General features: G+C 65.8%; 22 protein-coding genes. 4 read left to right on the forward strand and 18 right to left on the reverse strand.

Annotation, left to right across the window (positions count from 1 at the left end; all coding sequences use genetic code 11):
* Positions 1 to 33: 33 nt before the first annotated feature.
* Genes gudD through BFE01S_RS11900 form a run of 3 tightly spaced genes read right to left on the reverse strand, consistent with a single transcriptional unit; the run spans position 34 to position 3,888 of the window.
* A complete protein-coding gene (gene gudD / locus BFE01S_RS11890) occupies positions 34 to 1,383 on the reverse strand; it encodes a glucarate dehydratase (RefSeq protein WP_028225687.1) in 1,350 nt (449 codons plus the stop codon).
* A gap of 44 nt (positions 1,384 to 1,427) precedes the next feature.
* Positions 1,428 to 2,543 carry a lactonase family protein gene (locus BFE01S_RS11895; RefSeq protein WP_028225688.1) on the reverse strand — a complete coding sequence of 372 codons (1,116 nt, stop codon included), beginning with the start codon at positions 2,541 to 2,543 and terminating at the stop codon, positions 1,428 to 1,430.
* Between the two features lie 13 nt (positions 2,544 to 2,556).
* Entirely contained in the window at positions 2,557 to 3,888 is a 1,332-nt protein-coding gene (locus BFE01S_RS11900; protein WP_028225689.1) for an MFS transporter, read from the reverse strand.
* A 463-nt stretch (positions 3,889 to 4,351) separates the two neighbouring features.
* Here BFE01S_RS11900 and BFE01S_RS11905 point away from each other — a divergent pair, with 463 nt between their 5' ends.
* Entirely contained in the window at positions 4,352 to 5,935 is a 1,584-nt protein-coding gene (locus BFE01S_RS11905; RefSeq protein WP_028225690.1) for an aldehyde dehydrogenase (NADP(+)), read from the forward strand.
* A 59-nt stretch (positions 5,936 to 5,994) separates the two neighbouring features.
* Here the strand turns inward: BFE01S_RS11905 and BFE01S_RS38365 are convergent, their stop codons facing one another.
* The 7 genes from BFE01S_RS38365 to BFE01S_RS11940 all read right to left on the reverse strand — a co-directional run bounded on the left by BFE01S_RS38365 (position 5,995) and on the right by BFE01S_RS11940 (position 13,881).
* Positions 5,995 to 6,318, reverse strand: coding sequence for a HepT-like ribonuclease domain-containing protein (locus tag BFE01S_RS38365; protein WP_042337522.1), 324 nt, complete (start codon positions 6,316 to 6,318; stop codon positions 5,995 to 5,997).
* Positions 6,315 to 6,605 (reverse strand): nucleotidyltransferase family protein, encoded by a 291-nt coding sequence (locus tag BFE01S_RS11915; RefSeq protein ID WP_028225691.1) that lies wholly within the window; start codon positions 6,603 to 6,605, stop codon positions 6,315 to 6,317. Before BFE01S_RS11915 ends, BFE01S_RS38365 begins: the two co-directional genes overlap by 4 nt.
* 83 nt (positions 6,606 to 6,688) lie before the next feature.
* Complete coding sequence (locus BFE01S_RS11920) at positions 6,689 to 7,453, reverse strand: FadR/GntR family transcriptional regulator (protein WP_028225692.1); 765 nt, start codon at positions 7,451 to 7,453, stop codon at positions 6,689 to 6,691.
* Between the two features lie 118 nt (positions 7,454 to 7,571).
* Complete coding sequence (locus tag BFE01S_RS11925) at positions 7,572 to 8,756, reverse strand: porin (RefSeq protein WP_028225693.1); 1,185 nt, start codon at positions 8,754 to 8,756, stop codon at positions 7,572 to 7,574.
* A 56-nt stretch (positions 8,757 to 8,812) separates the two neighbouring features.
* On the reverse strand, positions 8,813 to 11,227 hold the full coding sequence (locus tag BFE01S_RS11930; RefSeq protein ID WP_028225694.1) for a glycoside hydrolase family 31 protein: 2,415 nt from the start codon (positions 11,225 to 11,227) through the stop codon (positions 8,813 to 8,815).
* Between the two features lie 23 nt (positions 11,228 to 11,250).
* Positions 11,251 to 12,546 carry an MFS transporter gene (locus BFE01S_RS11935; protein ID WP_028225695.1) on the reverse strand — a complete coding sequence of 432 codons (1,296 nt, stop codon included), beginning with the start codon at positions 12,544 to 12,546 and terminating at the stop codon, positions 11,251 to 11,253.
* Between the two features lie 366 nt (positions 12,547 to 12,912).
* Positions 12,913 to 13,881, reverse strand: coding sequence for a LysR family transcriptional regulator (locus BFE01S_RS11940; protein ID WP_028225696.1), 969 nt, complete (start codon positions 13,879 to 13,881; stop codon positions 12,913 to 12,915).
* A 175-nt stretch (positions 13,882 to 14,056) separates the two neighbouring features.
* Here BFE01S_RS11940 and aguB point away from each other — a divergent pair, with 175 nt between their 5' ends.
* Positions 14,057 to 14,941 (forward strand): N-carbamoylputrescine amidase, encoded by an 885-nt coding sequence (gene aguB / locus BFE01S_RS11945; protein ID WP_028225697.1) that lies wholly within the window; start codon positions 14,057 to 14,059, stop codon positions 14,939 to 14,941.
* Between the two features lie 116 nt (positions 14,942 to 15,057).
* The gene (locus BFE01S_RS11950; protein ID WP_028225698.1) at positions 15,058 to 16,698 is read left to right on the forward strand and encodes an acyl-CoA synthetase; all 1,641 of its coding nucleotides are present in this window, start codon (positions 15,058 to 15,060) and stop codon (positions 16,696 to 16,698) included.
* A gap of 23 nt (positions 16,699 to 16,721) precedes the next feature.
* Here BFE01S_RS11950 and BFE01S_RS11955 read toward each other — a convergent pair whose 3' ends face one another.
* From BFE01S_RS11955 to BFE01S_RS11990, 8 genes are all read right to left on the reverse strand, one after another.
* The gene (locus BFE01S_RS11955; protein ID WP_028225699.1) at positions 16,722 to 17,126 is read right to left on the reverse strand and encodes a RidA family protein; all 405 of its coding nucleotides are present in this window, start codon (positions 17,124 to 17,126) and stop codon (positions 16,722 to 16,724) included.
* A complete protein-coding gene (locus tag BFE01S_RS11960; RefSeq protein WP_028225700.1) occupies positions 17,116 to 18,252 on the reverse strand; it encodes a DSD1 family PLP-dependent enzyme in 1,137 nt (378 codons plus the stop codon). Before BFE01S_RS11960 ends, BFE01S_RS11955 begins: the two co-directional genes overlap by 11 nt.
* Positions 18,253 to 18,256: 4 nt before the next feature.
* On the reverse strand, positions 18,257 to 18,934 hold the full coding sequence (locus tag BFE01S_RS11965; protein ID WP_028225701.1) for an HAD-IA family hydrolase: 678 nt from the start codon (positions 18,932 to 18,934) through the stop codon (positions 18,257 to 18,259).
* A 109-nt stretch (positions 18,935 to 19,043) separates the two neighbouring features.
* Complete coding sequence (locus BFE01S_RS11970; RefSeq protein ID WP_028225702.1) at positions 19,044 to 19,964, reverse strand: LysR family transcriptional regulator; 921 nt, start codon at positions 19,962 to 19,964, stop codon at positions 19,044 to 19,046.
* Between the two features lie 339 nt (positions 19,965 to 20,303).
* The gene (gene leuB / locus BFE01S_RS11975; RefSeq protein WP_042337523.1) at positions 20,304 to 21,380 is read right to left on the reverse strand and encodes a 3-isopropylmalate dehydrogenase; all 1,077 of its coding nucleotides are present in this window, start codon (positions 21,378 to 21,380) and stop codon (positions 20,304 to 20,306) included.
* Positions 21,381 to 21,597: 217 nt separating this feature from the next.
* On the reverse strand, positions 21,598 to 22,632 hold the full coding sequence (locus BFE01S_RS11980; RefSeq protein WP_028225704.1) for a GntG family PLP-dependent aldolase: 1,035 nt from the start codon (positions 22,630 to 22,632) through the stop codon (positions 21,598 to 21,600).
* Positions 22,629 to 23,924 carry a dicarboxylate/amino acid:cation symporter gene (locus tag BFE01S_RS38370; RefSeq protein ID WP_245621088.1) on the reverse strand — a complete coding sequence of 432 codons (1,296 nt, stop codon included), beginning with the start codon at positions 23,922 to 23,924 and terminating at the stop codon, positions 22,629 to 22,631. Before BFE01S_RS38370 ends, BFE01S_RS11980 begins: the two co-directional genes overlap by 4 nt.
* Positions 23,925 to 23,959: 35 nt before the next feature.
* Entirely contained in the window at positions 23,960 to 24,631 is a 672-nt protein-coding gene (locus BFE01S_RS11990) for a GntR family transcriptional regulator (protein ID WP_028225705.1), read from the reverse strand.
* Positions 24,632 to 25,010: 379 nt separating this feature from the next.
* Here BFE01S_RS11990 and BFE01S_RS38375 point away from each other — a divergent pair, with 379 nt between their 5' ends.
* Positions 25,011 to 26,405 (forward strand): efflux RND transporter periplasmic adaptor subunit, encoded by a 1,395-nt coding sequence (locus tag BFE01S_RS38375; protein ID WP_084169752.1) that lies wholly within the window; start codon positions 25,011 to 25,013, stop codon positions 26,403 to 26,405.
* Positions 26,406 to 26,410 lie beyond the last annotated feature (5 nt).

Here is a 26,410-nt window from a genome sequence, read left to right on the forward strand (position 1 = left end):
CTTGAATGAATGAATAGGGGAATTGGGCTGCGCTCAGCGCACGAGGCACGGGCGCTTGTTGTCGAATTTCCAGTTGGGGATCAGGTATTGCATGGCCACGGCGTCGTCGCGCGCGCCCAGGCCATGCTGCTGGTAGAGCGCGTGGGCCTTCTCCAGCGCGTCCATGTCGATCTCGATGCCAAGACCGGGGCGCGCCGGCACCTTGACCTTGCCCCCCACGATCTGGAGCGGGTCGCGCGTGAGGCGCTGGCCGTCCTGCCAGATCCAGTGCGTGTCGATGGCCGTGATTTTCCCCGGCGCAGCGGCGGCCACGTGCGTGAACATCGCGAGCGAAATGTCGAAATGATTGTTCGAATGCGAGCCCCAGGTCAGGCCCCAGTCGTTGCACATCTGCGCCACGCGCACCGAGCCCTGCATGGTCCAGAAGTGCGGATCGGCCAGCGGAATATCGACCGATTGAAGCTGGATCGCGTGGCCCATCTGGCGCCAGTCGGTGGCGATCATGTTGGTGGCCGTCGGCAAGCCGGTCGCGCGGCGGAACTCCGCCATCACCTCGCGGCCCGAATAGCCGTTCTCGGCGCCGCAGGGGTCTTCCGCGTAGGCCAGCACGTCGTGCTTGTCGCGGCACAGCCGCACCGCTTCGGCCAGCGACCAGGCGCCGTTCGGGTCCAGCGTCACGCGCGCTTCGGGAAAGCGTTCGGCCAGCGCCGTGACCGCTTCCATTTCGGCGTCGCCCGCCAGCACGCCGCCCTTGAGCTTGAAATCGTTGAAACCATAGCGGGCCTGCGCCGCTTCCGCGAGACGCACCACCGCTTCCGGCGTCATGGCCTCCTCGGTGCGCAGGCGCTCCCAGGCATCGCGGCCCTCTGCGCCGCTCGCGTAGGGCAGACCGGTTTTCTTGCGCTCGCCGATGAAGAAGAGGTAGCCCAGCATCTCCACCTCGTCGCGCTGCTGCCCCTCGCCGAGCAGCGCCGCTACCGGCACGCCCAGGTGCTGCCCCAGCAGGTCGAGCAGCGCGGCCTCCAGCGCCGTCACCGCATGGATCGTCGTGCGCAGATCGAAGGTCTGCAGGCCGCGTCCGCCCGAGTCGCGATCGGCGAACTGCTTGCGCACGGTATTCAGGACTGCCTGAAGATTGCCGATCGACTGCCCCACCACGAACGCGCGCGCATCGTCGATGGTCTTGCGGATGGCCTCGCCGCCCGGCACTTCACCGATGCCGGTGTTGCCCGCGCTATCGCGCAGGATGACGACATTGCGCGTGAAGAACGGGCCGTGCGCGCCGCTCAGGTTCAGCAGCATGCTGTCGCGGCCGGCCACCGGCACGACGCGCAGTTCGGTAACGGTGGGCGTGGCGTTCGGTTGAACGTGGGAATGGGACATGAGCGGGGTACCTGTAAAAGTAGGCGCCAGAGGCGCCCGAATGCCTAAGACTGAATGCCGCTCGACACAGCATCGCGCGGCGTGACGATTTCGACCCAGTTCGCGCCGCGTCCGCCTTCGCAGCGCGAGACCGGCGACAATGCGCCTGAGCGGGCGTCGATCGAATAGACGGAAACGTAGGGCGACTTCTCGCCGCAAGCCACGAGGAAGCGACCCGACGGGTCGATGCGAAAACCGCGCGGCTGCGCCTCGGTATCGATGCAACCCGCGTAGTCGAGCGCGCCGTCCTCGCGCACGCGCCAGGCGATGAGGCGGCTCGACGTGCGCTCGGAGCCATAGAGGAAGCGGCCATTGGGCGTGAGCTGGAGGTCGGCGGCCCAGACGAGCGTGGCCAGCATCGCCGGATCGGGCTGCACGGGATGGCTCGCGTTCGGGCGCACCACACCGTCGCGCAAATGAGCCAGCACGGGAGGACGCGCCGACACCACTTGCAAAGCGAGGCGCCCGTTCGCGGCGTCCCGCCGCAACACCGCGACGACGGCGCGCAGTTCGCTCAGCACGTAGAGCACGTCGCCCGCGGGAGACAGGCGCAGATGTCGCGGGCCGAAGCCTGCGTCGAGCCGGATCGCGCCAATGGCCTCGAGCCGTCCCTGCCCCTCGCGATGAAGCGCGAAAACATGCACGGTATCGCCGCCGAGCGAGGTCACATAAACGAAGCGCCCATCGGGCGAGATCACGGCGGCGTGCGCGTGCTCGATGCCGTCGACGACCTGGACAGGCTCGCCGTCTCCGGCTGCAATGTGGTCCGCGGGATAGAGGCTCACCCGGTGCTCGCCATACGAAGCGCCCACGAAAAAACGCTCCGAAGGATCGATGGTCAGATACGCGAGACTCGATTCGATCGGCGCCCTGGCGGCCGGCACAAGATCGCCGGTCTGGGCGTCGATCGACCACGTGAGGATGTGACGCACCTTGCCTCGCGTCGCGGCATAAAGGTGCTGCCGGCTTGGTGCGAGCACCATCGGCATGACGTTGTCGCCGGCCTTGCAACGCGCGTGCGGCACAAGCTCTCCGGTCGCGGTGTCGAGGCGGAAGACGGCAATCTCCCCGTCGATCGCGTTCGATACATAGACAAAGCAGTGGGGCGTCGTGCTGTTCATGATGGCAGAAGTCTCAGCGTGCACGGCCCTGAACCGGGTCCGTGCCGAAGGTGCCGCGCGTAGGACGGTGGCGCGCGAGGAAACTCGCGGCGGCGGCGATCAGCGATGTCACGCCCAGGCCATACAGGCCACCCGTGATGGAACCGGTATGCTGCTGGAGATAGCCGAACGTCGCCGGGGCAAAGAAGCCGCCCAGGTTGCCGATGGAGTTGATGAGCGCGATCACGCCGGCGGCCACGCGCGTATCCAGATAGGCCTGCGGAAGCGGCCAGAACAGCGACGCAGCCGCCTTGAAGCCGATGGCCGAAAAACAGATGGCGACGAACGAGAACACCGGGTTCGACGACGTGGAAGCGAACAGGCCGCACGCCGCAATCACCAGCGCGAGGGCAAGCCACCCCTGCTGAAAGCGCCAGCGGGCCGAAAGCAGTGCGAAACAATACATGGCGACGATCGCAATGAGCCAGGGCACCGTGTTGTAGAGCCCGACCTGGAAGTCGGTCAGGCCGCCCATCTTGCGGATGATGGTCGGCAGCCAGAACGTTGCCGCGTAAATCGTGAGCTGGATCGCGAAGTACAGGAAGCAGAACAGCACGATCTGCGGATCCTTGAGCAGTCGCGTGGCCGGCACGTGGCGGCCCGTGATCGCTTCGCGCTCGTCCTGCTCGCGCGCGAGATAGTTTTCGAGTGCGGCCTGCTCGTCGCGGTTCAGCCAGTGCGCGTCGCGAATGCGCGACTTGAGCAGCAGCCAGCTCACGCCGCACAGCACGACGGAGAACGCGCCCTCGATCAGGAACATCCACTGCCAGCCGGCCAGCCCGAACCCGCGCACGGAAAGCAGGCCGCCCGTTATGGGACCGGACAGCACCGAGGCGAAAGCCGACCCGGCGAGGAAGATCGCCGCCGCCTTGCCCCGCTCCTTCTGCGGCAGCCACTGTGCGAAATAGAACACCACGCCGGGAAAGAAGCCGGCTTCCGCAACGCCCAGCAGAAAGCGCAGCACGTAGAACGACGTGTCGTTGTGAACGAACGCCATGGCGGCCGCGACGATACCCCACGTGCCCATGATGCGCGTGAGCCAGATGCGCGCGCCGTACTTCTGCATGAGGATGTTGGACGGCACTTCGAAAATCGCATAGCCGATGAAGAAGAGTCCGCTGCCGAGGCCGTACGCCGCGGCCGAAAGCCCCAGGTCGGTCTGCATGTACGAGTTGACGAAGCCCACGTTCACGCGGTCGATGTAGTTCGCGATGAACATGATGAGGAAGAGTGGCATCACGTGGCGCATGACCTTGGCGCTGGCCGAATCGAGCGCGTCGTCACTGCGGGTGTTGGAAGCGGACATCGAAGTTGTCTCCATTCTCTGCCGGAGTCTGGGCGTTGGCGCCTGACTCCTGGCCTTTGCGAAGCGGTTGGACGTGGTACGTCGTCCGATAACATCATACGTCGTCGTATGACTTGATCCAATATCGTGTTTACCCTGCATGTTGCCGAACCCGGTACACGCAATATATCCCGGTGGTCGACGCGCATCCCATATTCATACGACATCATATGATATACAGCGCAACAAATACTCGACCCACGAGAAACGACGCGTGGAATTTCCCCTGTTTCAGCGATCCGACAGGCACGGCGAGCTATCTCAACAAAAATATTTATGCGCATAACACAGTCATACGACGTCTTAACACAAATCTGATGCCGTGATAAGCTGCAACTCCCCTTCTGCGCAGACCCAGCATCTGCCAGCCACATCATGTTGTACGACAACCTACGCTTAACGCGGTATTGAACCCGGAGCAGACATGGAAATTAGCGGTGAATTGCTGATCGGAGGCCGCGCCGTGCGCGGCACGCAGGCGCCTCTGCGCGTATTCAACCCCGCCACCGGCACGGAAATCCCCGCTCCGGCGTTCAACGGCGGCACGACAGAGGACGTTGCCGCAGCGTGCGCACTGGCCGAACAGGCCTTCGACGCCTACCGCGCCCTCCCGCTTGCCGTGCGCGCCGAATTCCTCGAACGCATCGCGCAAGGCATCCATGCGCTGGGCGACACGCTGATCGAGCGGGCGCGCCAGGAAACCGGCCTGCCCAAAGCGCGCCTCGAAGGCGAGCGCGGCCGCACGACCGGCCAGTTGAAGCTCTTCGCCGAGGAAGTGCGCAAGGGCCTCTGGCTCGCCGCAACGCTCGATTCGGCACTGCCCGGGCGCAAGCCCCTGCCCCGCTCCGACCTGCGCATGCAGAAGATTGCGGTCGGTCCCGTCGCCGTGTTCGGCGCGAGCAATTTCCCGCTCGCGTTTTCCGTCGCGGGCGGCGATACGGCCGCGGCACTCGCCGCCGGCTGCCCGGTGGTGGTCAAGGCGCATAGCGCGCACCTCGGCACGTCCGAAATGGTCGGCCGCGTGATCCAGCAAACCGTGCGGGAGATGGGACTGCCGGAAGGCGTGTTCTCGCTGGTGGTCGGCGCCGGGCGCAGCGTGGGCGAAGCGCTCGTCGCCCATCCGGCCATCAAGGCCGTGGGCTTCACGGGCTCGCGCGCCGGCGGCACCGCGCTCATGCGCATCGCCGCGAGCCGGCCCGAACCGATTCCCGTCTATGCGGAGATGAGCAGCATCAATCCGGTTTTCGTGCTGCCGGCGGCGCTCGCGGCGCGCGGCGCATCGATTGCGCAGGGTTTTGTGGACTCGCTCGTGCTGGGTGCCGGGCAGTTCTGCACCAATCCTGGCCTCGTGATCGGCATCGACAGCGTGGCGCTCACGCGCTTCGCCGATTCGGCCGCAGCGGCGCTCTCCGGCAAGGCCGCCCAGACGATGCTGACCGCGGGTATCTACACGGCCTATGAACAAGGCACGGAAAGACTGGCCGGGACGGAAGGCGTCGATGCGCTCGCGCACGGCGAGGCCACGAGCGGCCCGACCCAGGCGCGTGCGGCGCTCTTCTCGACGGGCGCGCAAGCGTTCTTTGCGCAGCCGGCCCTGGAGGACGAGGTGTTCGGGCCCGCTTCCACCATCGTGCGTTGCCGCGACGAAAACGAGTTGCTCGCGGTCGCCGCGCATTTCGCGGGGCAACTCACGGCGACGATCCAGATGGACGGAGACGACCTGCCGGTTGCGAAGAAGCTCGTGCCGATTCTGGAGCGCAAGGCCGGACGCCTGCTCGTGAACGGCTTTCCGACCGGCGTGGAAGTAACGCACGCGATGGTGCACGGCGGCCCGTATCCCGCAACCTCCGATAGCCGCGCAACCTCGGTCGGCACGGCAGCGATCGAACGCTTCCTGCGCCCGGTCTGTTATCAGGACTTCCCGGCCGGGCTGCTGCCGGAGGCGCTTGCAGAAAGCAATCCGCTCAAACTGTGGCGGCGCCGGGATGGGGAGATGGTGCAGGGGTGAATGAAAAGCGGCCGTGTGAGCGGCCGTTTTTCATGGTGTGCAAAGCTCGTCCAACGGGATCAATAAGAGCCGCCGGTAGACAAGAAAGTTGCTTCTGTCACGAGCTCGTCAAATTTGATATCGAAGTAGCCATGGGCGATGCGATTGCGCATGCCACGCATGCTGCGCCAAGGCACTTCGGGATGAGCTTTCGTGAAATCGGCGTAACCGTCCATCACTTTCGTGGCCGCCTCGCCAATGATGAGGAGACTCATGACGACCGCTCGTTGCGTACGCTTGTCCTGCAGAAAATCATCCTTGACCATGCCGCCAATGAAGCCGCATGCGTCCATCGCAGCCTGCCGTATGTGATCCAGGTAATCGGACAACCGGTTTTCGTTCATACCGGTTGCGCCTCCGCCAGCACCCTCGCGCGGAATTTCGGCGGTAGATCGGCCGGGGTCAGCAGATCGACGTGGACGCCGAGCAACGACTCCAATTCGTCCTGCAGCCCCCCCAGATCGAATAGCGTCGCGCCAGGCAACGCATCGACCAGCAAATCGAGGTCGCTGCCGTCTTGATCCGTCCCGCGCAACACCGAACCGAAGATGCGTGGATTCGCCGTGCGAAACCGGCTCGCGGCTTCGCGGATGGCATTTCGCTTCAAATCAAGGGCAACGGACGGGCGCATGAGTTCTTCCCCTGGCAACGCGTTAAGCAGTGAAGTTTGCCATCGATCGATCAAACACGGGCTGTGTTCCGCCCCACCTGCACTCAAACACGGCCCTGTTCCCCCGCAGCCGCGGCCGCGCGCCTCAACCGCTCGCGGCTGCTCGACAGATGCATGCGCATTGCCGCGCGCGCACCTTCGGGATCGTGCCGCGCAATCGCGTCGAAGATGCTTTCGTGCTCGCGGTTCACGAGTTCCGCATACGCCTGCGGGTCCGTCTTCGCGATACCCGCCGAATCGATGCGGTGCCGCGGAATCAGCGCCGCGCCCATCTGCGTGAGGATATCGACGAAGTAGCGATTGCCCGTTGCCCGCGCCACCGCAACATGGAACTGCAGGTCGGCGGCGGCGCTGTCGCCGCCCGTGCGCGTGGCCTCGCCGATCGCTTCGAGCGCGCCGCGAATGCTCGCCAGATCGCGCTCGCTTGCGCGCTGGGCCGCGAGGCCCGCACATTCCGTTTCCAGACTGATGCGCAGTTCGAGCACCGAAAGCACGTCGCTCAACGTGCTGGCCGGCACGACCGCGATGTCGAACGGTTCGCGGCGCGGTTCGAGCACGAAGCTGCCGATGCCGTGACGCGTCTCGATGACGGACATGGCCTGCAGGCGCGAAATGGCCTCGCGGACCACCGTGCGGCTCACGCCGAGCAGGGACATCAGGCTGCTTTCGGTTGGCAGCTTGTCGCCCGGCTTGAGCGAGCGCGTGGCGATCTGCTCGTTGACCCAGGCCACCACCTGTTCGGCGAGATTGCGGGTGCGGCTGGGCAGCGGCGTGGGGATGGACGTGGGCGTGGCAAGCGGCTCTGCCATCGAACCCTCCTTGGCGGGCTAGTCGTTTAGCCTCTAATTATACGTTGTCGGACGAGTCCCCGCGGGGATTCATCCGGCAACTGCGGGGCCTGAGCCGCCAGGCGCCGGCCTGCCCCGATCAGAACGCATGGCGAATGCCGACCATGCCGACGAACTGCGAGGGCCCCGACGAGGGCGTGGTGTTCTGCGAGTCGCCGACCACGGCCACGGCGTCGGCAATCGTCGTCCCCGAGCCCGAGGCGACGAGCGACTTGCCGCTCGCGTGCTGATAGCCCTCGATCGCATAGAACGTGGTCCGCTTCGACACGCTGCAGGTCTGCTCCAGCGAAACCTGGTGGTACCGGGCCGGATCGTCGATGCCGTTGGCCTTGCTGGCGCGCGTATAGCTGTAGCCGATGCCGGCGTACACGGCCGGCGTGAACTGGTACGTCGCAATGGCGCCATACGTGTTGAACACGGCCTCGCTCTCGAAGAGCGAATGCGAACCGGGCGCGTACTGAACGTTCGAATAGTTCAGCCCCACCATCAGGCGGCTGAAGGTGTAGCGCGCGGCCGCGGCCACCATCTGCACGCTGTTGGCACTCGCGTAGCCGCTGTTGACCGGCGAGTTGTCCGCGAAGGTGCCGAGCGACGGGCTCGTCGTGATGTTCTTGAGCTTGACGTAGCCCACGGCTGCCGAAAAGTCCTGATAGTCGTAGCGCGTTGCCGCGCTGAGATTGCTGCCGTTGGTGACGCTGCCGGGCGTGCCGCCCAGGCCGTACTGCGCGCAGAACACGAGGCCCGCGAAGCTTGCCGATGTATAGGTGATCGAATTATTGAAGCGCAACGTGGTATCGAGCGCATCCAGATCGCCGGGGTGCGCGCCTGTCGCGCCCGTGAGCGCGCTGGTGGGCCCGAGCGCGCCCACCATGTTGAAGTACGGCGTGTACTGCCGGCCGAGCGTGAGCGTGCCGTACTGGCGGTTGCTGAAGCCCACGTACGCCTGCCGGTTGAACAGGTAGCCCGGGCTGCCCTGCGCGCCGGTGATCGAATTGAAGCCGCTTTCCAGCCGGAAGATCGCCTGCGTGCCGCCGCCCAGGTCCTCTGCGCCGAGCAGGCCGAACTTGCTCGCCTGCAGATTGCCCTGGCTCATGTAGAAGTTGGACTGCCCGTGCTGATTGCTGGAATAGGCGAGCGCGTTGTCGATCACGCCGTACAGCGTGACGCTGCTTTGCGCCGAAGCATCGGCCGCGAGAACCGCGCCCGCCAGCGGCAGGCACGAGAAGACCCATGCACGCCCGCGCGTGCGCTTGATCGTTTGCATGTCGAAGAATCTCCAGGATGGAATGCGCGACCCCTCCGGTCACGCAGGCCGTGCTTTTAATGGGCGAGAAGCAAGGTCAAACGGCGCCAGCCGTCAGAGAGGGAATCGTCGGTTACTGCCGCATTCGGACTCGCTACGGTGCGGGTGTCGGAAGCCGGTATATGGATCTGGACATGGCTTTGCTCGCGGAGCATCGTTCCGGTGCGCTCGACGGAAATGCGCAGCGTGGCCGCGTCGCTTGCGATGGCGATCTGCCAGCGCCCCTGCGCGCCATCGCGCCACGCCTCGGTTTCGCCGTCGTCCTCCACGCAGCCGCCCTGCGCCACACCGGCGCCCGCGTACGGCACCGCCATGAACGCGCGCTCGTCGGCAGGCTGCGCAAAATGCTGCTCCGCCACGTTCAACGGCATCACACATCCTTCACGCAGCAACATGACCGGTTGCCCGAAGGGCGCCGGCAGCGTCACGCACTGCCCGCCCGCGTACACTTCGCCGCCCCAGTAAGCCGCCCAACGCGCGCCGTCCGGCAGATAAACCTCGCGCTCGCGCTGCCCTTCTTCCACCACGGGCGCCACGAGCAGCGCTGTGCCGAGCATCATGTCGTCGCTCTCGGCAAGGCAGCGCGGGTCGTTGGGGAACTCGGCAAACAGGGGCCGCAGCACGGGCTCGTATGCGCGGTGCGACTGCCACAGCAGTTCGTACAGATAGGGCATGAGCCGGTAGCGCAGCTTGATGAGACCGGCAATCTGCTGCGTTGCCTCGGGGTACATCCACGGCTCGTTGACGGTGCCGTCGTCGTTCCACGAATGAATCGAAAAGCGCGGCAGGAAAATGCCGAACGCCACCCAGCGCAGCAGCAGTTCCGGTCCGGGCGCCGGCCCCGAAAACCCGCCGATGTCGTGCCCGCTGTTCGACACGCCCGACATCGCAAGGCCGAGGCCCATCTTGAGGTTGTAGCGCAGCGTCTCCCACGAGGTGTAGTTGTCGCCCGACCAGGTCTGCACGTAGCGATGCATCCCCACGCCACCCGAGCGCGACACCAGGAAAGGCCGCTTGTGAGGCGCATGCTCGCGCTGCGCATCGCGCGAGGCGCGCATCATCAACTGGGTTTGCAGCACCCTGGCCCGATGGGCCGGGAAAGGTTTGCCGAAGCCGCGGGCGATGGCGTCGGGCGTCCAGATCTCGAACTCGTTGTTGTCGTTCCACGTGGACGCAATGCCGAAGCGCAGCAGGCTCTCCTTCACGCGCGACTTCCACCATGCGAGGGTGTCCGGATTCGTGAAGTCCAGATACGCGCCGACTTCGTCCCAGAACTGTACCCATGCGGGATCGCCCTCGCGCGATTCGATCAGTAGTCCAGATATTTTGGCTTCGGCAAAGGCCGGATGATCTTGCAGCAGGCAGGGCTTGATGTTCGCGCACAGGCGCACGCCCTCGCGCAGATAGCCGTGCACGAATCCTTCGATGTCGGGGAATTTTTCGTGGTTCCAGTTGAAGACATAGCGCTTCGGCCCGATCGACGTATAGCCCGACGACAAATGAAACGAGTCGCACAAAATATCGTGCTCGCGGCAGCGCTCGATGAATTCGCCCATGCGGCGCTGCGCATCGGGCGCGTCGGTATAGCTCATGGTGGAGCCGGAATAACCGAGACCCCACTTCGGCATGAACGCCGGCCGCCCCGTGAGCCAGGTGAAGCGGCGCACCGCGTTCAGCGGCGTTTGCGCGGAGGCGATGAAGTAGTAGTCGAGATCGCCGTGCTCCGCGACGAAGTGCCGGTAGTGGCCGTGATAGTTGTCGAGCTCGCGGCCCATGTCGAACCGGCAGTCGGCCAGCGTGTCGTAGAAGAGGCCGAACCCCAGCGATGTCTGCGGCTGCCACGTGACGTAAAACGGAATGTGCTTGTAGAGCGGGTCGGTCGTGCGCGCGCTGTAGCCCATTGCGTCGATATTACGCATTTCGTAGCTCTGGTTCGCGCGATCGAGTGCGCCTGCCCGCTCGCCGAGGCCCACGTACATCTCGCCGCGCTGCCGCTCGACATAGTGATAGACGCGCTCGTCCCACCAGCCGAAGTTATAGGCCTGCGTTCTGCGGTCGTTCATCACGGCGTGCCACGCACCGTCGCGCATGAGCTCCCACGAGCAGAAGCCGCCGTCCAGCGCCACCGTGAGTCGCACCAGACGCGTTTGCACCACCAGCCGGTCCGCATCGTGCGTAACGCCAAACGCCACGGGATCGAACCCGCTCAGGTCGCGCCGCTCGCGCCCTTCCACCGGCACGTCTTCCTGGCCTGGCGCAATCGCCCAGGTGCGCGGCCCCTGAAGCTCGCCTTTCGGCAAGACCAGGACGCGCATGATGTCGTCCGCGAGCACGTAGAGCTCGATCCTCTCGCTGCCGCCGGACGCCAGCACGATCCGGCTGCCATTCTGTTCGGAGACCTGAAAGTATGGTCGGTTCTTCAAATCAGCCATGTTGTGTTTCCAGTTCGATCGATTCATGCCGCCCGGCCTGCGCCGTGATCGACAGGTTGCCGCCGCCGGGTGCGCGAGGCGCCGCGCATCAGGATGACGAGCAGCGTCGCGCCGATCAGGTCGAAGGCGCCCAGCGCGCCGAAGAGCGGCGTATAGCCGATCTTGTCGGCCAGCGCGCCCACGATCAGCGAAAAACCCAAGCCGCCGATCCAGGCCGCCATGCCGGCGAAGCCCGCCACGGTGCCCACTTCGCCGGGCTCGAATACGTCGGCCGCCAGCGTGTTGACGAGCGCCGAAATCATCTGGTGCGCGAAGCCGCCCACGCAGAAGAGCGCGATGGCCTGGTAGGGCGAAGCAACGAGGCCGATGCATGCGGGGCCGATCATCATGAACGCGCCCAGCACCACCCCCGTAATGCGCGAGGCGATCAGCGGCACGCGCAGGCGCTTCATCAGGAACGGCGAGAGATAGCCGCCGAAGAGCCCGCCCAGGTCCGCCGCGAGAAACGGCAGCCACGCGAAGAGCGCGATCTGCTTCAGGTCCATGTGGCGTTCGGTGGCGAGGTACAGGGGAATCCAGAAGCTGAAGGTCTGCCAGGCCGGCTCCGCGAAGAAGCGCGCCTGCGCGATCGCCCAGAAACGCCGCGTGCCGAGCACCGCACGGACCTTGCGGTGATCCGTGGACGCGGACTCATAAGGCGTCTGCCCTTCGGCGATGGTCGCCAGTTCCTTCCGGCCGATGCGAGGGTGTGCAGCCGGCGGCCGATAGAGCCAGTACCAGAGCCCCGCCCACACGAAGCCCAGCGCGCCCGTCACCGCGAATGCGCTTTGCCAGCCGTAGCGCAGCGAGAGGAACACGACAAGCGGCGGCGCGAGCAGCGAGCCCAGCGACGTCCCGGCGTTGAAGTAGCCGACCGCCACCGACTTCTCGCGATTCGGAAACCATTCCGCCACCACCTTCATGCCGGCGGGAATGGCGACGGCCTCCGAGAGCCCCATCAGGCCGCGCAGCGCGGCGAGCGACATCCAGCTTTCCGCCAGACCGTGCAGCACCCCGGTGGCGGACCAGAGACACGCAAAGAGCGCAAAGCCGATGCGCAGGCCGATCAGATCGACCACCAGCCCGCACACCGGCTGCATGATCGTGTAGCCGACCTGAAACGCCCCCACCACATACGAATACTGCTGGGTGCTCATAGGCAGCAGGGTTTTCAGCTCGGGCGCCATGACGCCGAGCGCATTGCGCGACAGGTAGTTCACGATGGTCCCGCAGCACACGAGCGCGATGATCCACCAGCGCAGGCCAATGACTGTTCTCAAAGTCCGTCTCCATCCACGTTCAGACCGGGGGGTGTCGCCCCCGCCATCGACGTTCGACGTTCGCCGATGCTCGAATTCGAACATCGGAACGCATTTATCGTCAGTCATCGTATCACTAAACGAACATTCAAAAACCAGGGAAAACCAGCGAGCAGCAACGACGATCAGGCCGCAAAGCCTTATCCAGAAGACCTTTCCGCGCGGAACACCAGTACAGCCACCTAGGGCTTGCAGCGATTCGCGGCAAAATCAGGATTTTCGTTTGAACATCAAGCCGCTCCTTTTCGAGCGCAGCATCGGCTTTATGAGATATGTTGTCGTATAAGACCAGGAATGATGAAGCGAACCTCGCCGCCGCCCTTCCGGTCAGCGGGCCGCCAGCGCAACCGTCACGGCGGCCACGCGCGCTTCGCCATCGGCGAGCCGTGCCTGCAGCATCTCGATCAGCCGCAGGATCTTCGCGGACCCGCGCCGGCTCACCGGATACACCGCGCACACCCATTCCTCGCCAAAGCACGGGCAACTGAAGCGCCAATCGGTGAGAAACGGCACGAGCCGGCCGCTCTCCAGCTCCGGCACGACACTCCAGTAGAGGCAGGGCAGAATGCCCGCGCCGCCCGTTGCCGCGGCGCGCGCAAGCTCGTAGCTGTCCGTGGCGATGGAGCCGCGCGGCTCGATCGCCACCTCGCCCTGGCCCGCGCCCGTGCCTTCGCGGCTGAAGCGCCAGACGCTGGAAAGCGCCGGGTGCCGGTAAGCAATGCACGCGTGGCTCGCCAGCGCCTCGGGCGTGGCCGGCACGCCATGCCGCGCGAGGTATTCCGGGCTCGCGCACAACAGGCTGCGGTTCGAGCCGATGGGTTTGACGATCTGGCTCGGCAGATCGTAGTTGCCCATGCGCAGCGCCAGGTCGAAGCCTTCGCCCACGATATCGACATAGCGGTCGGACAGCGCGATCTCGAGCTGAACGCGCGGAAACGCCAGGCTGAAGGGCGTGGCCAGCGGCGCCAGCACCGCCTGGCCGAACGAGTGCGCCGCCGTAACGCGCAGCGGGCCGCGCGGTTCGTCGTCGTGCTCGGAGAGCTGCCGCGCGCCGTCGGCGAGCCGTTGCAGGACCTCCGTGGCCGTCGCGAGATAGAGCCGGCCGCCTTCCGTGAGCGCGAGCGTGCGCGTGGTGCGCTCGAAGAGCCGCACGCCCAGCGCGGCTTCGAGCCCGGCGATGGCCTTCGTCACCGCCGAAGGCGTCTTGTCGAGCCGCCGCGCCGCGCCGCTGAGGCTGCCCGCTTCGACGGCGCAGACGAAGGTTTCGATTGCGACCAGCAAGTCGATACGGGCCATAGGGGTCATCCTCTCCGATTATTTCTTTTGTCGCACAAGCGGTATGCAGATCAGGCACAGAACGGCCCATATTTATTGACTTATTATCACAGCCAACGTGCCTCGGCCATCCCGGCCGTCGGCAACAACAGGCAACGAGAACCGCGGCCGCCCAGGCCGCATGAGAGCGAAGACGATGAGAAAGGTCGTAGTGGCCGCTACGCAGATGGCGGCGAGCTGGGATATCGCAGGCAATCTCGCGCAGGCGGAAGAAACCGTGCGCCAGGCGGCGCGCGCCGGCGCGCAGATCGTGCTGTTGCAGGAGCTTTTCGAAACGCCCTACTTCTGCATCGACCAGAACCCCGCGCACCTCGCGCTAGCCCAGCCGTACGCGCAGCATCCCTGGCTTGGCCGCTTCGCGGCGCTCGCGCGCGAGCTTTCGGTCGTGCTGCCGGTGAGCTTCTTCGAGCGCGCGGGCCAGACCCAGTTCAACTCGATTGCGATCTTCGACGCCGACGGCAGCGCGCTCGGCGTGTACCGCAAGACCCATATCCCCGACGGCCCCGGCTACACCGAGAAGTACTACTTCACGCCCGGCGACACCGGCTTCAAGGTCTGGGACACGGCCTACGGGCGCATCGGCGTGGGCATCTGCTGGGACCAGTGGTTTCCGGAATGCGCGCGGGCGATGGCGCTCGCGGGCGCGGAAATCCTCTTCTACCCCACGGCGATCGGCAGCGAGCCGCACGACGCCTCTCTCAACTCGCGCACGCACTGGCAAAACGTGCAGCGCGGCCACGCCGCCGCGAACGTGATGCCGCTCGTGGCGAGCAACCGCATCGGCACCGAAACCGGCGAGACCGGCGCGATCACCTTCTACGGCAGTTCCTTCATCGGCGGCCCGGACGGCGAGAAGATCGCCGAATGCAACCGCACCGAAAGCGCGATCATCACGGCGGAGTTCGACCTCGATGCGCTCGCGGAAAAACGGCGTGCGTGGGGCGTGTTCCGCGACCGCCGGCCCGCGTGCTACGGCGCAATCGCCACGCACGGCGGCGGTGCACCCGACGGCATCGCCTGAGCCCGCGCCGCAAGGGCAGCCTGCCCGCCTGCGCTATATTGAACGTCGATGCGATTTTTACTCGACTTCAAGCGCTGCGGCAGGGCCGGCAGCGCGTTCGACGGAACGGAGCAGGCATGGATCTCGAAGGGCAAAGCTGGGAAAGCGTCACGCGCGCATTCGAATGGCAGATTCCCGCGCGCTACAACATCGGCGTGGATGCCTGCGATAAATGGGCCGACGGCAGCGGCCGACTGGCCCTGATCTTCGAAGACGCGGAAGGCCGCGAAACGCGCTACACCTTCGACGAACTGAAAACGCTTTCGGACCGCTACGCGAACGTGCTGCGCGCGAGCGGCGCCCAGCCGGGCGACCGGGTCGCCGTGTTCCTGCCGCAGGCGCCCGAAACCGCCATCGCGCATCTCGCCATCTACAAGGCGGGCATGGTGGCCGTGCCGCTCTTCGCGCTCTTCGGCGTGGATGCGATCGAGCATCGCCTGGGCGACAGCGGCACGGTGGCGCTCGTGACCGATAGCCAGGGCTATGGGAAGCTCGCGGCAATCCGCGCGGCACTGCCGGCGCTGCGCGACGTGTGGCTCGCCGATGCGGAACCCGACGCGCTGCCGCCCGGCACGCGCGCGTTCTGGGCCGACGTACACGCGGCCTCCCCTGCCTTCACGCCCGTCGATACCGCCGCCGACGATCCGGCCATCATCATCTACACCTCGGGCACCACGGGCAAATCGAAGGGCGCGCTGCACGCGCACCGGGTGCTGCCCGGGCATCTGCCGGGCGTCGAAGTCTCGCAGCAGGGCTTTCCCCGCGGCGCACGCCTCATGTGGACGCCGGCCGACTGGGCCTGGATCGGCGGCCTGTTCGACGTGCTGCTGCCTTCGTGGCACCACGGCGTACCGGTGCTCGCGCGGCGCTTCGCGAAGTTCGACGGCGAAGCCGCCTTCGACCTGATGGCCCGTCACGGTGTCACGCACACCTTCCTGCCGCCCACCGCGCTCAAGATGATGCGCACGGTCGAGCAACCGGGGCGCTGGCCGCTCGCGCTGCGCTCCGTTGCGAGCGGCGGCGAATCGCTGGGCGCCGAGTTGATCGCGTGGGGCGAGAGCGTGCTAGGCGTCACCATCAACGAGTTCTACGGGCAGACCGAATGCAACGTCGTGCTCTCTTCCTGCGCGGCGCTCTTTGAACCCGTGCCGGGGGCCATCGGGCGCGCGGTGCCGGGCCATGAGGTCGCCATCGTGGACGAAGCGGGCCGCGTGCTGCCCGACGGCGCGATCGGCAACATCGCGATTGCCGCGCCCGATCCCGTGATGTTCCTCGGCTACTGGCACAACGAAACTGCCACGCGCGAGAAGTTTCGCGGCCGCTGGCTCCTCACGGGCGACCAGGGCACGCGCGACGCCGAAGGCTACTTCCGCTTCGTCGGCCGCGACGACGACGTCATCACGAGTGCGGGCTACCGCATCGGCCCCGGCGCGATCGAAGACACGCTCCTCAAGCATCCGGCCGTCTGCATGGCGGCCGTGGTCGGCGCACCGGACGCCGCGCGCACCGAGGTCGTGGTGGCCTTTGTCGTGCTCAACGCGGGTTTTACCGGCGACGAAGCGCTCGTGCGCGAGATCCAGCAGCACGTGCGCACGCGGCTCGCGGCGCACGAGTACCCGCGCCAGATTCACTTCGTGGAGAGCCTGCCGCTCACGGCCACGGGCAAGGTGATGCGGCGTTCGTTGCGCGGGTTGCTGGAGAAGCCGAACGGCCTGTGATTCGTGCGCGCCTCCAGGCCGCCTCAAAGCATTGCCGTCGCCTCGATCTCGATCTTGAAGCCGAAGTGGAGCGGCCCGGTCGGCACGATGGCGCGTGCCGGCCGCGCATCGCCCGCCCACTCCGCGTAGATCTGATTGAAACTGGGCCAAAGCTCGATGTCGGCCAGATAGACGCGCACCTGCACCAGTTGCGCGATGCGGCTGCCCGCACCTTCCAGCGCTGCCGCGAGATTTGCCAGCACCTGCCTCGTCTGCACCTCGAACGTGGCGTCCGTCAACTTGCGGCCCTGGGCATCGATCGGCAACTGCCCGGACACGAATACCAGCCCGTTTGCGATCGCAACGTGACTATAGTGGCCGCCCGGCGTCGCGAGATTCGACGGGTTTTCCAGGCGCGGCAACCGCGCCTTCGATTCGTCACCAGCCATGAAAACGGCTCCATACGGTTGTTTCGCCATCGGCGTAAAGCGCGCGATACTCGGGGAACTGAGCACCCGTTGCGCAGGCGTGGTTAGGCAGAATGCGCAGCTTCGTTCCAATCGGCAAGTGCGCCGCCAGATGCTGCCCCTGCCGGGTTCCTGGCGCGGGCGACAAAATACCGTGCTCCTGGTTCGCACTACTCAATACCCAGCCAGTCAAGGGCGTGCCGTCGAGTGTGCACGGCAGGCCATATCCGAAATCCAGCGCCTGCTTCGAGGTTCCGCGGTCGCGGCTCATCGCCATCCAGCCCGCGTCCAGCATCACCCAGTCTTTTTCGGGCTGATGGCCGATCACCGTCGTGAGCACGCTCAAGGCAATATCGTCGGTCGAGCATACGCCCACGTTGTGCATCACGAGATCGAAGAAGACATAGACGCCGGCGCGCACCTCGGTCACGCCATCGAGCTTCCCGGCGGATAACGCCGTGGGCGTCGAGCCGACGCTCACGGCCTCGCAGGGGAAGCCCGCATCGCGCAGCCGCTGCGCGGCACGAACGCAGCCCGAACGCTCCTGCCCGGCGAGCGCAGCCAGCGCTTCGGGCGTATGAAGTTCGTAGCTGGACCCCGCATGCGTCATCACGCCGCCAGGCCTCACACCGCCGTCATGCAGAATACGCCCGATTTCGAGCAGTGCATCCTGCTCCGGCGCGATCCCCGAACGATGCCCGTCCGTATCGACCTCGATCCAGACTTCGAATGTCTCCCCCAGTTCGGTGCAGAACTTCGCCACTTCGCCTGCCGCGCCGACGCTATCGACCACCAGCTTCAGATCGCAGCCTTGCTGCCTGAGCGCCATCGCTCTCGGCAGTTTCGACGGCGCAATACTCACCGCATAGAGAATGTCGGTTATTCCAGCCGCAAAGAACACTTCCGCTTCTTTCAGCGTTGACACCGTGATGCCGGTCGCACCCGCCGCCAGTTGCGCGCGCACCACCTCCAGGCATTTGGTGGTTTTCACGTGCGGGCGAAACCGCACACCGAGGGCGTTCATCCTCGCCTGCATGCGTTCGATGTTGCGGTTCATCCGCGGCACGTCGATCAGGGCGGCGGGCGTATCGAGTTCGTCGAGTTTCATGATTTCACACAGACGGGTTGCTATGTGCCGGCGCACCAAACCGGCTGCACCAGGGTACGAGGGCATCGAGCGTAGGCGCTTCGATTTCCGGGGGCGGCGCGCCTTCTGCCAGCGGCAGGCCGACGCGGTTGTGCCAGTAAGTCCGCAAGCCGACCGCGGCGGTGCCGAACATGTCGTAGCTCGACCCGGCGACGAAGGCAGCTTCCGGGGGCGCCACGCCCAATGTATCGAGCGCGAGGCGATAGGGAATGGGGCTCGGCTTGTAGGTTCCCGCTTCTTCCGCCGTGACCACGACATCCCATTTGACGGGAAAGATGGCCGCCGCCTGGCGCCCGAGCCGGATCGAGCAGTTGGTCACGATGGCAAGCTTGCAATGCGATTGAAGCTGCCGCAATACCTCGACCGCGCCACTCCACGGGGTCAGTTGCAGCCAGTTGGCCTCGAGCGCGTGCGCGACGGATTCGGACAGGCCGCAGCGCGCCGCGGCTTGCCGGACCAGTTGTTCGTAAGCGACGTAGCGGCCGCATCCATAGGTCAGACGCAGGTATTCGGCGCGCCACGCGCGGCCTGCCTCATCCGAGCCCGCGGCACGATTCCAGAGGGTCCAGGAATCGAGCAACGCCGTGAGGAGGTCGAAGAGAACTGCCTTCGGGTAGGCAGCCGGTGCGGTTGGAGGATTCATGAGCGAGGACTCCCTGTGCGTGCGGTTCGTTCATGGCATCCAGTATAGAGTTCGATTGGGTGCCGCTCATTCATCCAGACCAAATCAATCATTCAAGAAAATTGAATGATTAACGCGGCGCCGGCTGGCTTCGCCACGGCGGTGCAGGTCTGAACTGCGCCTGCAAATACTGCATGAACTGGCGGGTGCGGGCAGGCAGTCCCGCACGATTGTGGGTCAGCGCGATCACATCGGCGTCGCGGGCCTTCCATGAGGGCAGCACGCGCACTAGACGGCCCTTCGCAATATCGTCCGCCACGTCCCATTCGGAGCGAAGAATGACGCCGCGGCCCTCGCGCGCCCATTGGCGAATCACCTCGCCGTCGTTGCAGGTCAACCTCGACGAAACCCTGACGCTGCGCGCCGCCCGGCCCTTGCGGAACTGCCAGAGCGACGCATCTTCATTGTTCTCGCGCAGCACGATGCACGGCAGATGCGCGAGATCGTCGGGCGTCTCCGGGTTCGGAAAATGCTTCAGGAACGCCGGCGCGGCGCAGAGGAATCGCGCATTCGGTGCAATCGCATAGCCGATCAGATTCGACGCGGGCAGCTCGCCGATATGAACCACAATGTCGTAACGGTCGGCCGTTTCGATCAGAGGCTGATCGGTGAGCGTGAGATCGATGTCCACGGCGGGATTGTCTTGCTGGAAGCCGGACACCACGGAAGCCAGATAGCGCCGCCCAAACCCCAGCGGCGCACGAATCCGCACAGTGCCCACGAGCCCGCCTCGCCGCGCCCGCAAGTCTTCGAACAGCGCGTCGAACTGTTGCACCAGGTGCGCGCCGCGCTGGCACAGCAGCGCCCCCTCTTCCGTGAATCGCAACCGGCGGGCGGTGCGGTCGATGAGGCGGGTATCCAGCTTCCTTTCGATCTGCTGCAGCCGCTGCGTCACCGCAGGCGGTGAAATCCCCAGCGTTCTCGCGGCCGCAACGAGGCTGCCCGCCTCTTGTATCGCTAGCAGGAAACGGATGTCCGCAGAATCGTTCATGGTGGTCTCGCCGGAGCTGGAGCGAAGCACTCTACTCTCGCTACACGGCGGACCGCAATCTCCTTCATCGCGAACTCGCCGGCCAACGCCTGGCCATCGAGCCGGAGAATGAGCGCGTCGTAACTGGAGTGGTCGCCGTACCGCACCTATCCGGGGCCGGCTTCCGATCCCCTGCGGGTTTCCCCGCGGATTTCAACAGGTGCTTTCCTCTCCGGGTTCCATGGGGATTGCAGGAACCGAAACGAAACGCCCTCCCGGCGAACCGGGAGGGTGTTTTGAAAGTGCCTCCATTGCATCAATCGCTCGCGCGAAGGTCAACGTGCCGCCGCCTCGCAAGGATTACGTGAGAGCCGCCGCGACCGCATCGCCCATTTCGCCGGTGCCGACCTTATGCGTACCGGCTGTCCAGATGTCGGGCGTGCGCAGCCCTTGCGCGAGCACGCGCCGGACCGCTGCCTCGATTCGCGCGGCCTCGTTGGGCAAGTTCAACGAATGACGCAGCATCATTGCCGCAGACAGAATCGTTGCGAGCGGATTCGCCATGTCCTTGCCGGCAATGTCCGGCGCCGATCCGTGCGATGGCTCGTACAAGCCCTTGCCGTTCGCATCGAGCGAAGCGGACGGCAACATGCCGATCGACCCGGTCAGCATCGCGGCCTCGTCCGAAAGGATGTCGCCGAACAGGTTGCCGGTCACGATTACATCGAAAGTCTTCGGCGCGCGCACCAGTTGCATGGCTGCGTTGTCGACGTACATGTGGGTCAACTCGACGTCGGGATAGTCCCGCGCGACCTCGGTCATCGTGTCGCGCCAGAACTGCGAGGTTTCGAGCACATTGGCCTTGTCCACGCTGCAAAGGCGCCTGCCGCGCTTCTGCGCTGCGCGAAATGCCACATGCGCGACGCGTGCGATCTCCGGCGCGCTGTAGCGCATCGTGTCGAAGCCTTCGGCACAGCCGCTGAAGGGGCCATCGGAGGCGCGCCGCGTGCCGCGCGGTTCACCGAAATAGACGTCCCCCGTCAGGTCGCGGATGATGAGGATGTCGAGGCCGGACACCACCTCCGCCTTCAGCGTGGAAGCGCTGGCGAGCTCCGGGTACAGCATGGCCGGGCGCAGGTTGACGAAGAGCGCCAGTTGCCTGCGCAGGCCGAGGATAGCCTGCTCGGGCCGCAGCGGCCGTTCCAGCCGGTCGTATTGCCAGTCGCCAACGGCACCGAGAAGAATCGCATCGGCGGATTTTGCCAGCGCGAGCGTGCGTTCGGGCAAGGGATGGCCGGATGCCGCGTAGCCGGCGCCGCCCACCGGCGCTTCTTCGATTTCGAAGGAACGGCCGAGCGCATTGAGAACCTTGACGGCCTGTGCCGTGATTTCAGGGCCGATGCCGTCACCGGGCAACACAGCGATTCTGGGACTCATGCGAGTTGGGCTCGTGAAGATGGAAAGCGCCCAGAGTAAGCGAAGGACCCGCATGGAAAAAGATGAGCGTTTATCCCGGTACAGGCAATGCCATGCTGTCCGGACGGCATGCGATACGGCGGCCCGGAAGCATCGATTTCACAAGTGACGCCAGAGTACTTTAATCGCCATGTCGTTCGATGAGGGGAAAAGGCGGGACGCGGATTCAATGCGGCTGCTACTCCGCACGAATCCGTGCGATGGCATCGATCGCGTGCTCGATGTCTGCATCTTCGATGTGCCGATGCGTAACGAGGCGCAGCGCGCCGGCACCGCTCGCCCGTGCGAGCACGCCATGCTGTTCGAGCGCGTGCTCCCAGGCCCGTGCATCGGCGGTGCGCTGCTTGTCCACCCGCAGCCGGACGATGTTGCTGCGCGAGGGCGCGGGATCGACCAGGGTGGCGTCGAGATCCGCGAGACCCTGCCACAGACGTTGCGCTCGCCGATGGTCATCCGCGAGGCGTTCGACCATGCTTTCCAGCGCCACCACGCCGGCGGCCGCCATGATGCCCGCCTGCCTGAGGCCACCGCCAACCATGCGCCGGAACGTGCGGGCCTGCGCAATGAACTCGTGCGAGCCGGCCAGTATCGATCCCATCGGCGCACTCAGGCCCTTCGACAAACACAACGTGATGCTGTCGCAATGCGCGGCGAGTTGCGCAAGCTCCACCCCGAGCGAGACCGCAGCATTGAAGGCGCGCGCGCCGTCCGCGTGCACGGCAATGCCCGCGTGCGAAGCAAGCCCGCGAACCTGTTCCATGTAACCAAGCGACGGCACATATCCGCCCGAATGGTTGTGGGTCGTCTCGACGCAGACCATCGCAGTCGGCTGGCCGTATCGGGAGAAGCCGGGCCGCAGCACGTCCGCGAGGACGTTCAGGTCCATCTCGCCGTACCGCGAAGGCACGCTCACCGGGTACAGGTGCGCGATTCTCGCGACCCCGCCGGCTTCCGACTTCGCCATATGCGCGTGCGCGTCCAGCACGGCCTCGCCGCCCCGCGTCGCGTAGCAAAGCGATGCCAGCAGGTTGCCCATCGTGCCGGAGACGACGAACAGCGCCGCATCCTTGCCGGCACGCGACGCGCCCAGCGCCTCGAGCGCCTGCACGGTCGCGTCGCCTTCGAGCGTGTCGTCGCCGAGCGATGCGGCACGCATCGCGTCCCACATGGCAGGCGTGGGTTGCGTGACCGTGTCGCTGCGCAGATCGATCATGCGATCCCCCGGCCATGCGCGGCGTGGTCCGGGTCCCCCGCGGCAGCAAGGTCTTCGCCCGGCACCAGCGACTGCCCCGGCACTTCGTAAGGAATCCCTGCCAGTTTCATGACGAGTTTCACCGCCACGGTGTTGCTGTAGACGTTGAGCGCGGTGCGCCCCATGTCCAGGAATGCGTCCACGCCAGCGATGATCGCCAGCGCCTCGACGGGGACGCCGATCGTCGTGAGGACCATGGCAATGGCCACGAGCCCGCCCGAGGGCACGTTCGCACTGCCCTTGCTGGCGAGCGCGGTGACGATGATGATCGACACCATGGTCGGCATCGTGAGCGGCACGTGGTAGGCGTCGGCGAGAAAACCCACGGCGAGCGCGAAGTACATGATCGAGCCGTCCCGGTTGAACGCATAGCCGAGCGGCAGCACGACCGAGACGATCGCCTTGGGCACGCCCATGCCGATCAGCTTCTCCATGTGCAGCGGCAGCGTCGCTTCGGAGGAACGCGTCGCAAACGCGAGGATCACGGGTTCGCCGATGTCGCGCGTGACCTTGAGCGGCTTTTCGCCGATGATCTTCAGCAGTACCAGGAACAGGACGAACAGCACGCCGAGCCCGAGGTACATCGTGCCGACGAGCTTCACGAGCGCTACGATCGTGCCGACGCCCTGGGTCGCGAACAGCCACGCGATGATCGCGAAGATGGCAACCGGCGACACCGCGATGACCCAGTCGGTCACCTTGAAAACGGCGCCCATGAGCGCGTCGAGCATCGCCACCAGCGGGCGGGCGCGTTCGCCGGTGGCGGCGAGCGCGAGGCCGAGCAGCACCGCGAAGAACAGCACCGGCAGCAGGTTCGAGCCCGCCATGGCGGCGACGATATTCGAGGGGATCATGTCGAGGAAGAACTTCGTCCAGTCCACCGACGTCGCGACGACCTTCATCTTCGGATCGGCCGCGGCGAGATGCGCGCCGAGTCCCGGATGAAACAGCTGGTTCAGTGCGAGCCCGATCACGGTCGAAACGACCGTCGCCACAAAGAAATACATCAGGCTGATCGCCGACACGCGCCCCAGCGCACGCGCGTTGTTCCCCATCTGATAGATGCCGAGCGTGATCGCCGTGAACACGAGCGGCACGACGATCATCTTGACCGCCTGGACGAACGCGGTGCCAAGCGGCATCAGCTTGCCGGCCACACCGGGCGCGAGGAAACCACAGGCAATGCCGAGCACGAGCCCCAGCAGCATCTGGAGGGGCAGCGCGACGAAACGTTTCCTGGCAGTACGTGACATGGGAAGTACCTTTCTGGAATGCCGGCGGCGCGAACTCAGGCCGGCGAAGAGGGAACGAGCGTTTTCAGGCGCACCTGGAGCGCGTGATTCAGGTGGTCCCACACGGCGCGCTGCGCGTCGTCGGGGCGGCCTTCGGCAATCGCATCGAAGATCGCGAGGTGCTCGCGGATCGCCTCGCGCGTGCGTTTCGGGTCGTAGTGCGGGATGCGCTGCAGCGCGAGGCCGTTCTGCACGCGCAGGCCGTGGTACATGTCGAGCAGGCGCGCATTGTTCGCCGCGGCGAACATGGCTTCGTGGAACTGCCAGCCCACCTGCTGCGCCGCGTCCACGTCGACGCGGGCGCGCGGGGCCGCCATCGCCCGCAGCCGGTCGGCGCATTCGCGCAGCGCGGGCGTTGCGCCGCGCTGCGCCGCCAGCCATGCGGCCATGCCTTCGAGGGCGAGGCGCGCCTCGTGAATCTCGCGCAGGTCGCTCACGCTCAACTGCTTCACGAAGGTGCCCCGCATCGGCACGATTTCGAGCAGGCCGTCGTTCGCGAGCGTGCGGATCGCCTCGCGCACCGGCGTGCGGCTCACGCCGAAGCGCTCGGAGAGCGCGCGCTCCGACAAGGCTTCGCCGGGCGCGATCTCGCCGGAAAGCAGCAGGCTCTTCAGGGCGGCGTAGGTGGTGTCGCGATCGAGCGCGACCGTGGTGGGCTTCTGGTTCATAGCTGGTATACCAGCAAAAACCAAAGGCATTGTCAAGTTGTCAATATTCGGCCGCCGGGTTGCCTTTCAGGCTTCGCCCGTTTGCTCTACTTTTCCTGACAATGCTGCCATTTTCACGCCAGATTCAGCGCGACTCGTAACAAGACATCACAGGAACGCCTCGTTGTAACGCGCCAAAACCTTTCAACTCACTGACGTTTCGAAATTGGCGTTCGACCTGGTTAGACTTCCATACTCGGCCGAAACAGGTGCAGCTGGCCTCGCTGCGTTTGCCCGGCACAACAACCATGAGAATGCGTATGCAGCAATACGACAGTTTCCGGCACGGCATCGAAACGAGCCAACATCCTTCAGCGACCGTTGATGCACGGAGGCAAGCGTGAGCGACGCAACGACCCCGCAGCCCAGGCCCCCCCAGAATCCGCCGCCGGGCACGCCGCCGCGCAGGCGGCGCGGCCCGCTCGTGATCGCGATCATCGTGGTCGTGCTGGCCGTGCTCGTGATCCTCCACATCGTGCGCGGCAAGAAGCCCGAGCGCGCGGCCTCGGCGCAGGTCGTCACGGTGGCCACGGCCACGCTCGGCCCGATGCCCGAGACCATCACCGCGCTCGGCACGATCACGCCGCTCGCCACGGTCACGGTGCTGCCGCAGCTAAGCGGCTACCTCACGGCCGTGGGCTACCGCGAAGGCCAGGACGTGCAGAAAGGCCAGTTCCTCGCCCAGATCGATCCGCGCCAGTACGAGATCAGCAAGCAGCAGGCCGAGGCGCAGCTCGCCAAGGATCAGGCCTCGCTCGCGCAGGCGCGTTCCGACCTCGCGCGCTACACGCTCCTGAACGAGCGCAAGTCGATTGCCGAGCAGACCTATAGCGACCAGGTGTTCCTCGTCCAGCAGGACGAAGCGGCCGTGAAGGCCGACAAGGCCAGCATCGCCCAGTACGCGCTCGACCTCGTGTATTGCCACATCACGGCGCCGGTTTCGGGCCGTGTGGGCCTGCAACTGGTCGATCCGGGCAACTACGTGACGGCGTCGAGTTCTCCCGGCATCGCCGTCATCACGCAGATGAAACCCACCACCGTCGAATTCCCGGTGCCGCAGGACACGCTCGGCAACGTCCTGCAACGGTTCGGCACGGGGGCGAAGCTGCCGGTCACGGTCTACAGCAGCGACAACTCGAAGCAGCTCGCCACCGGCGTGCTCTACGCGATCAGCAACCAGATGGCCACGGCCACCGGCACCGTCACGCTGCGCGCGAGCCTGCCCAACGACGACGAGGCGCTCTACCCCAACGAATTCGTCAACGTGAAACTGCTGGTCGATACGCTGCAGAACGCGGTGCTCGTGCCCACGCCCGCGGTGCAGACCGGCGCGCCCGGCAACTACGTCTATCTCGTGAACGACAACAATACGGTCTCCGTCCACAAGGTCACGCTCGGCCCGAGCGACGGCAAGAACACGGTGATCGCCTCGGGCCTCGCGGCAGGCCAGCGCGTCGTGACCGACGGTCTCGACCGCCTCTCGGACGGAGCGAAGATCCGCCCGGCGGCCGCGCGCGCGGCGGCGGCGAGCGGTGCCAGCGGTGCCAGCGCGGCGGCGGCGGATACCGGCGCAAACAGCGACGCGGATGCCGGTACAGCCGCCGCCACAGATGCGACAGGTGCGACAGATGCGAGCGGCGCCCACGCGCACCACGGCCATCGCCCGCACGGCGCTTCGGGTGCATCCGGCGCCGCGGGTGCCTCGGGTGCCCCCGAAGCCTCGCAAGCCTCGTAAGCTGC

Source organism: Paraburkholderia ferrariae NBRC 106233, assembly GCF_000685035.1.
GTDB classification, from domain to species: Bacteria; Pseudomonadota; Gammaproteobacteria; order Burkholderiales; family Burkholderiaceae; genus Paraburkholderia; species Paraburkholderia ferrariae.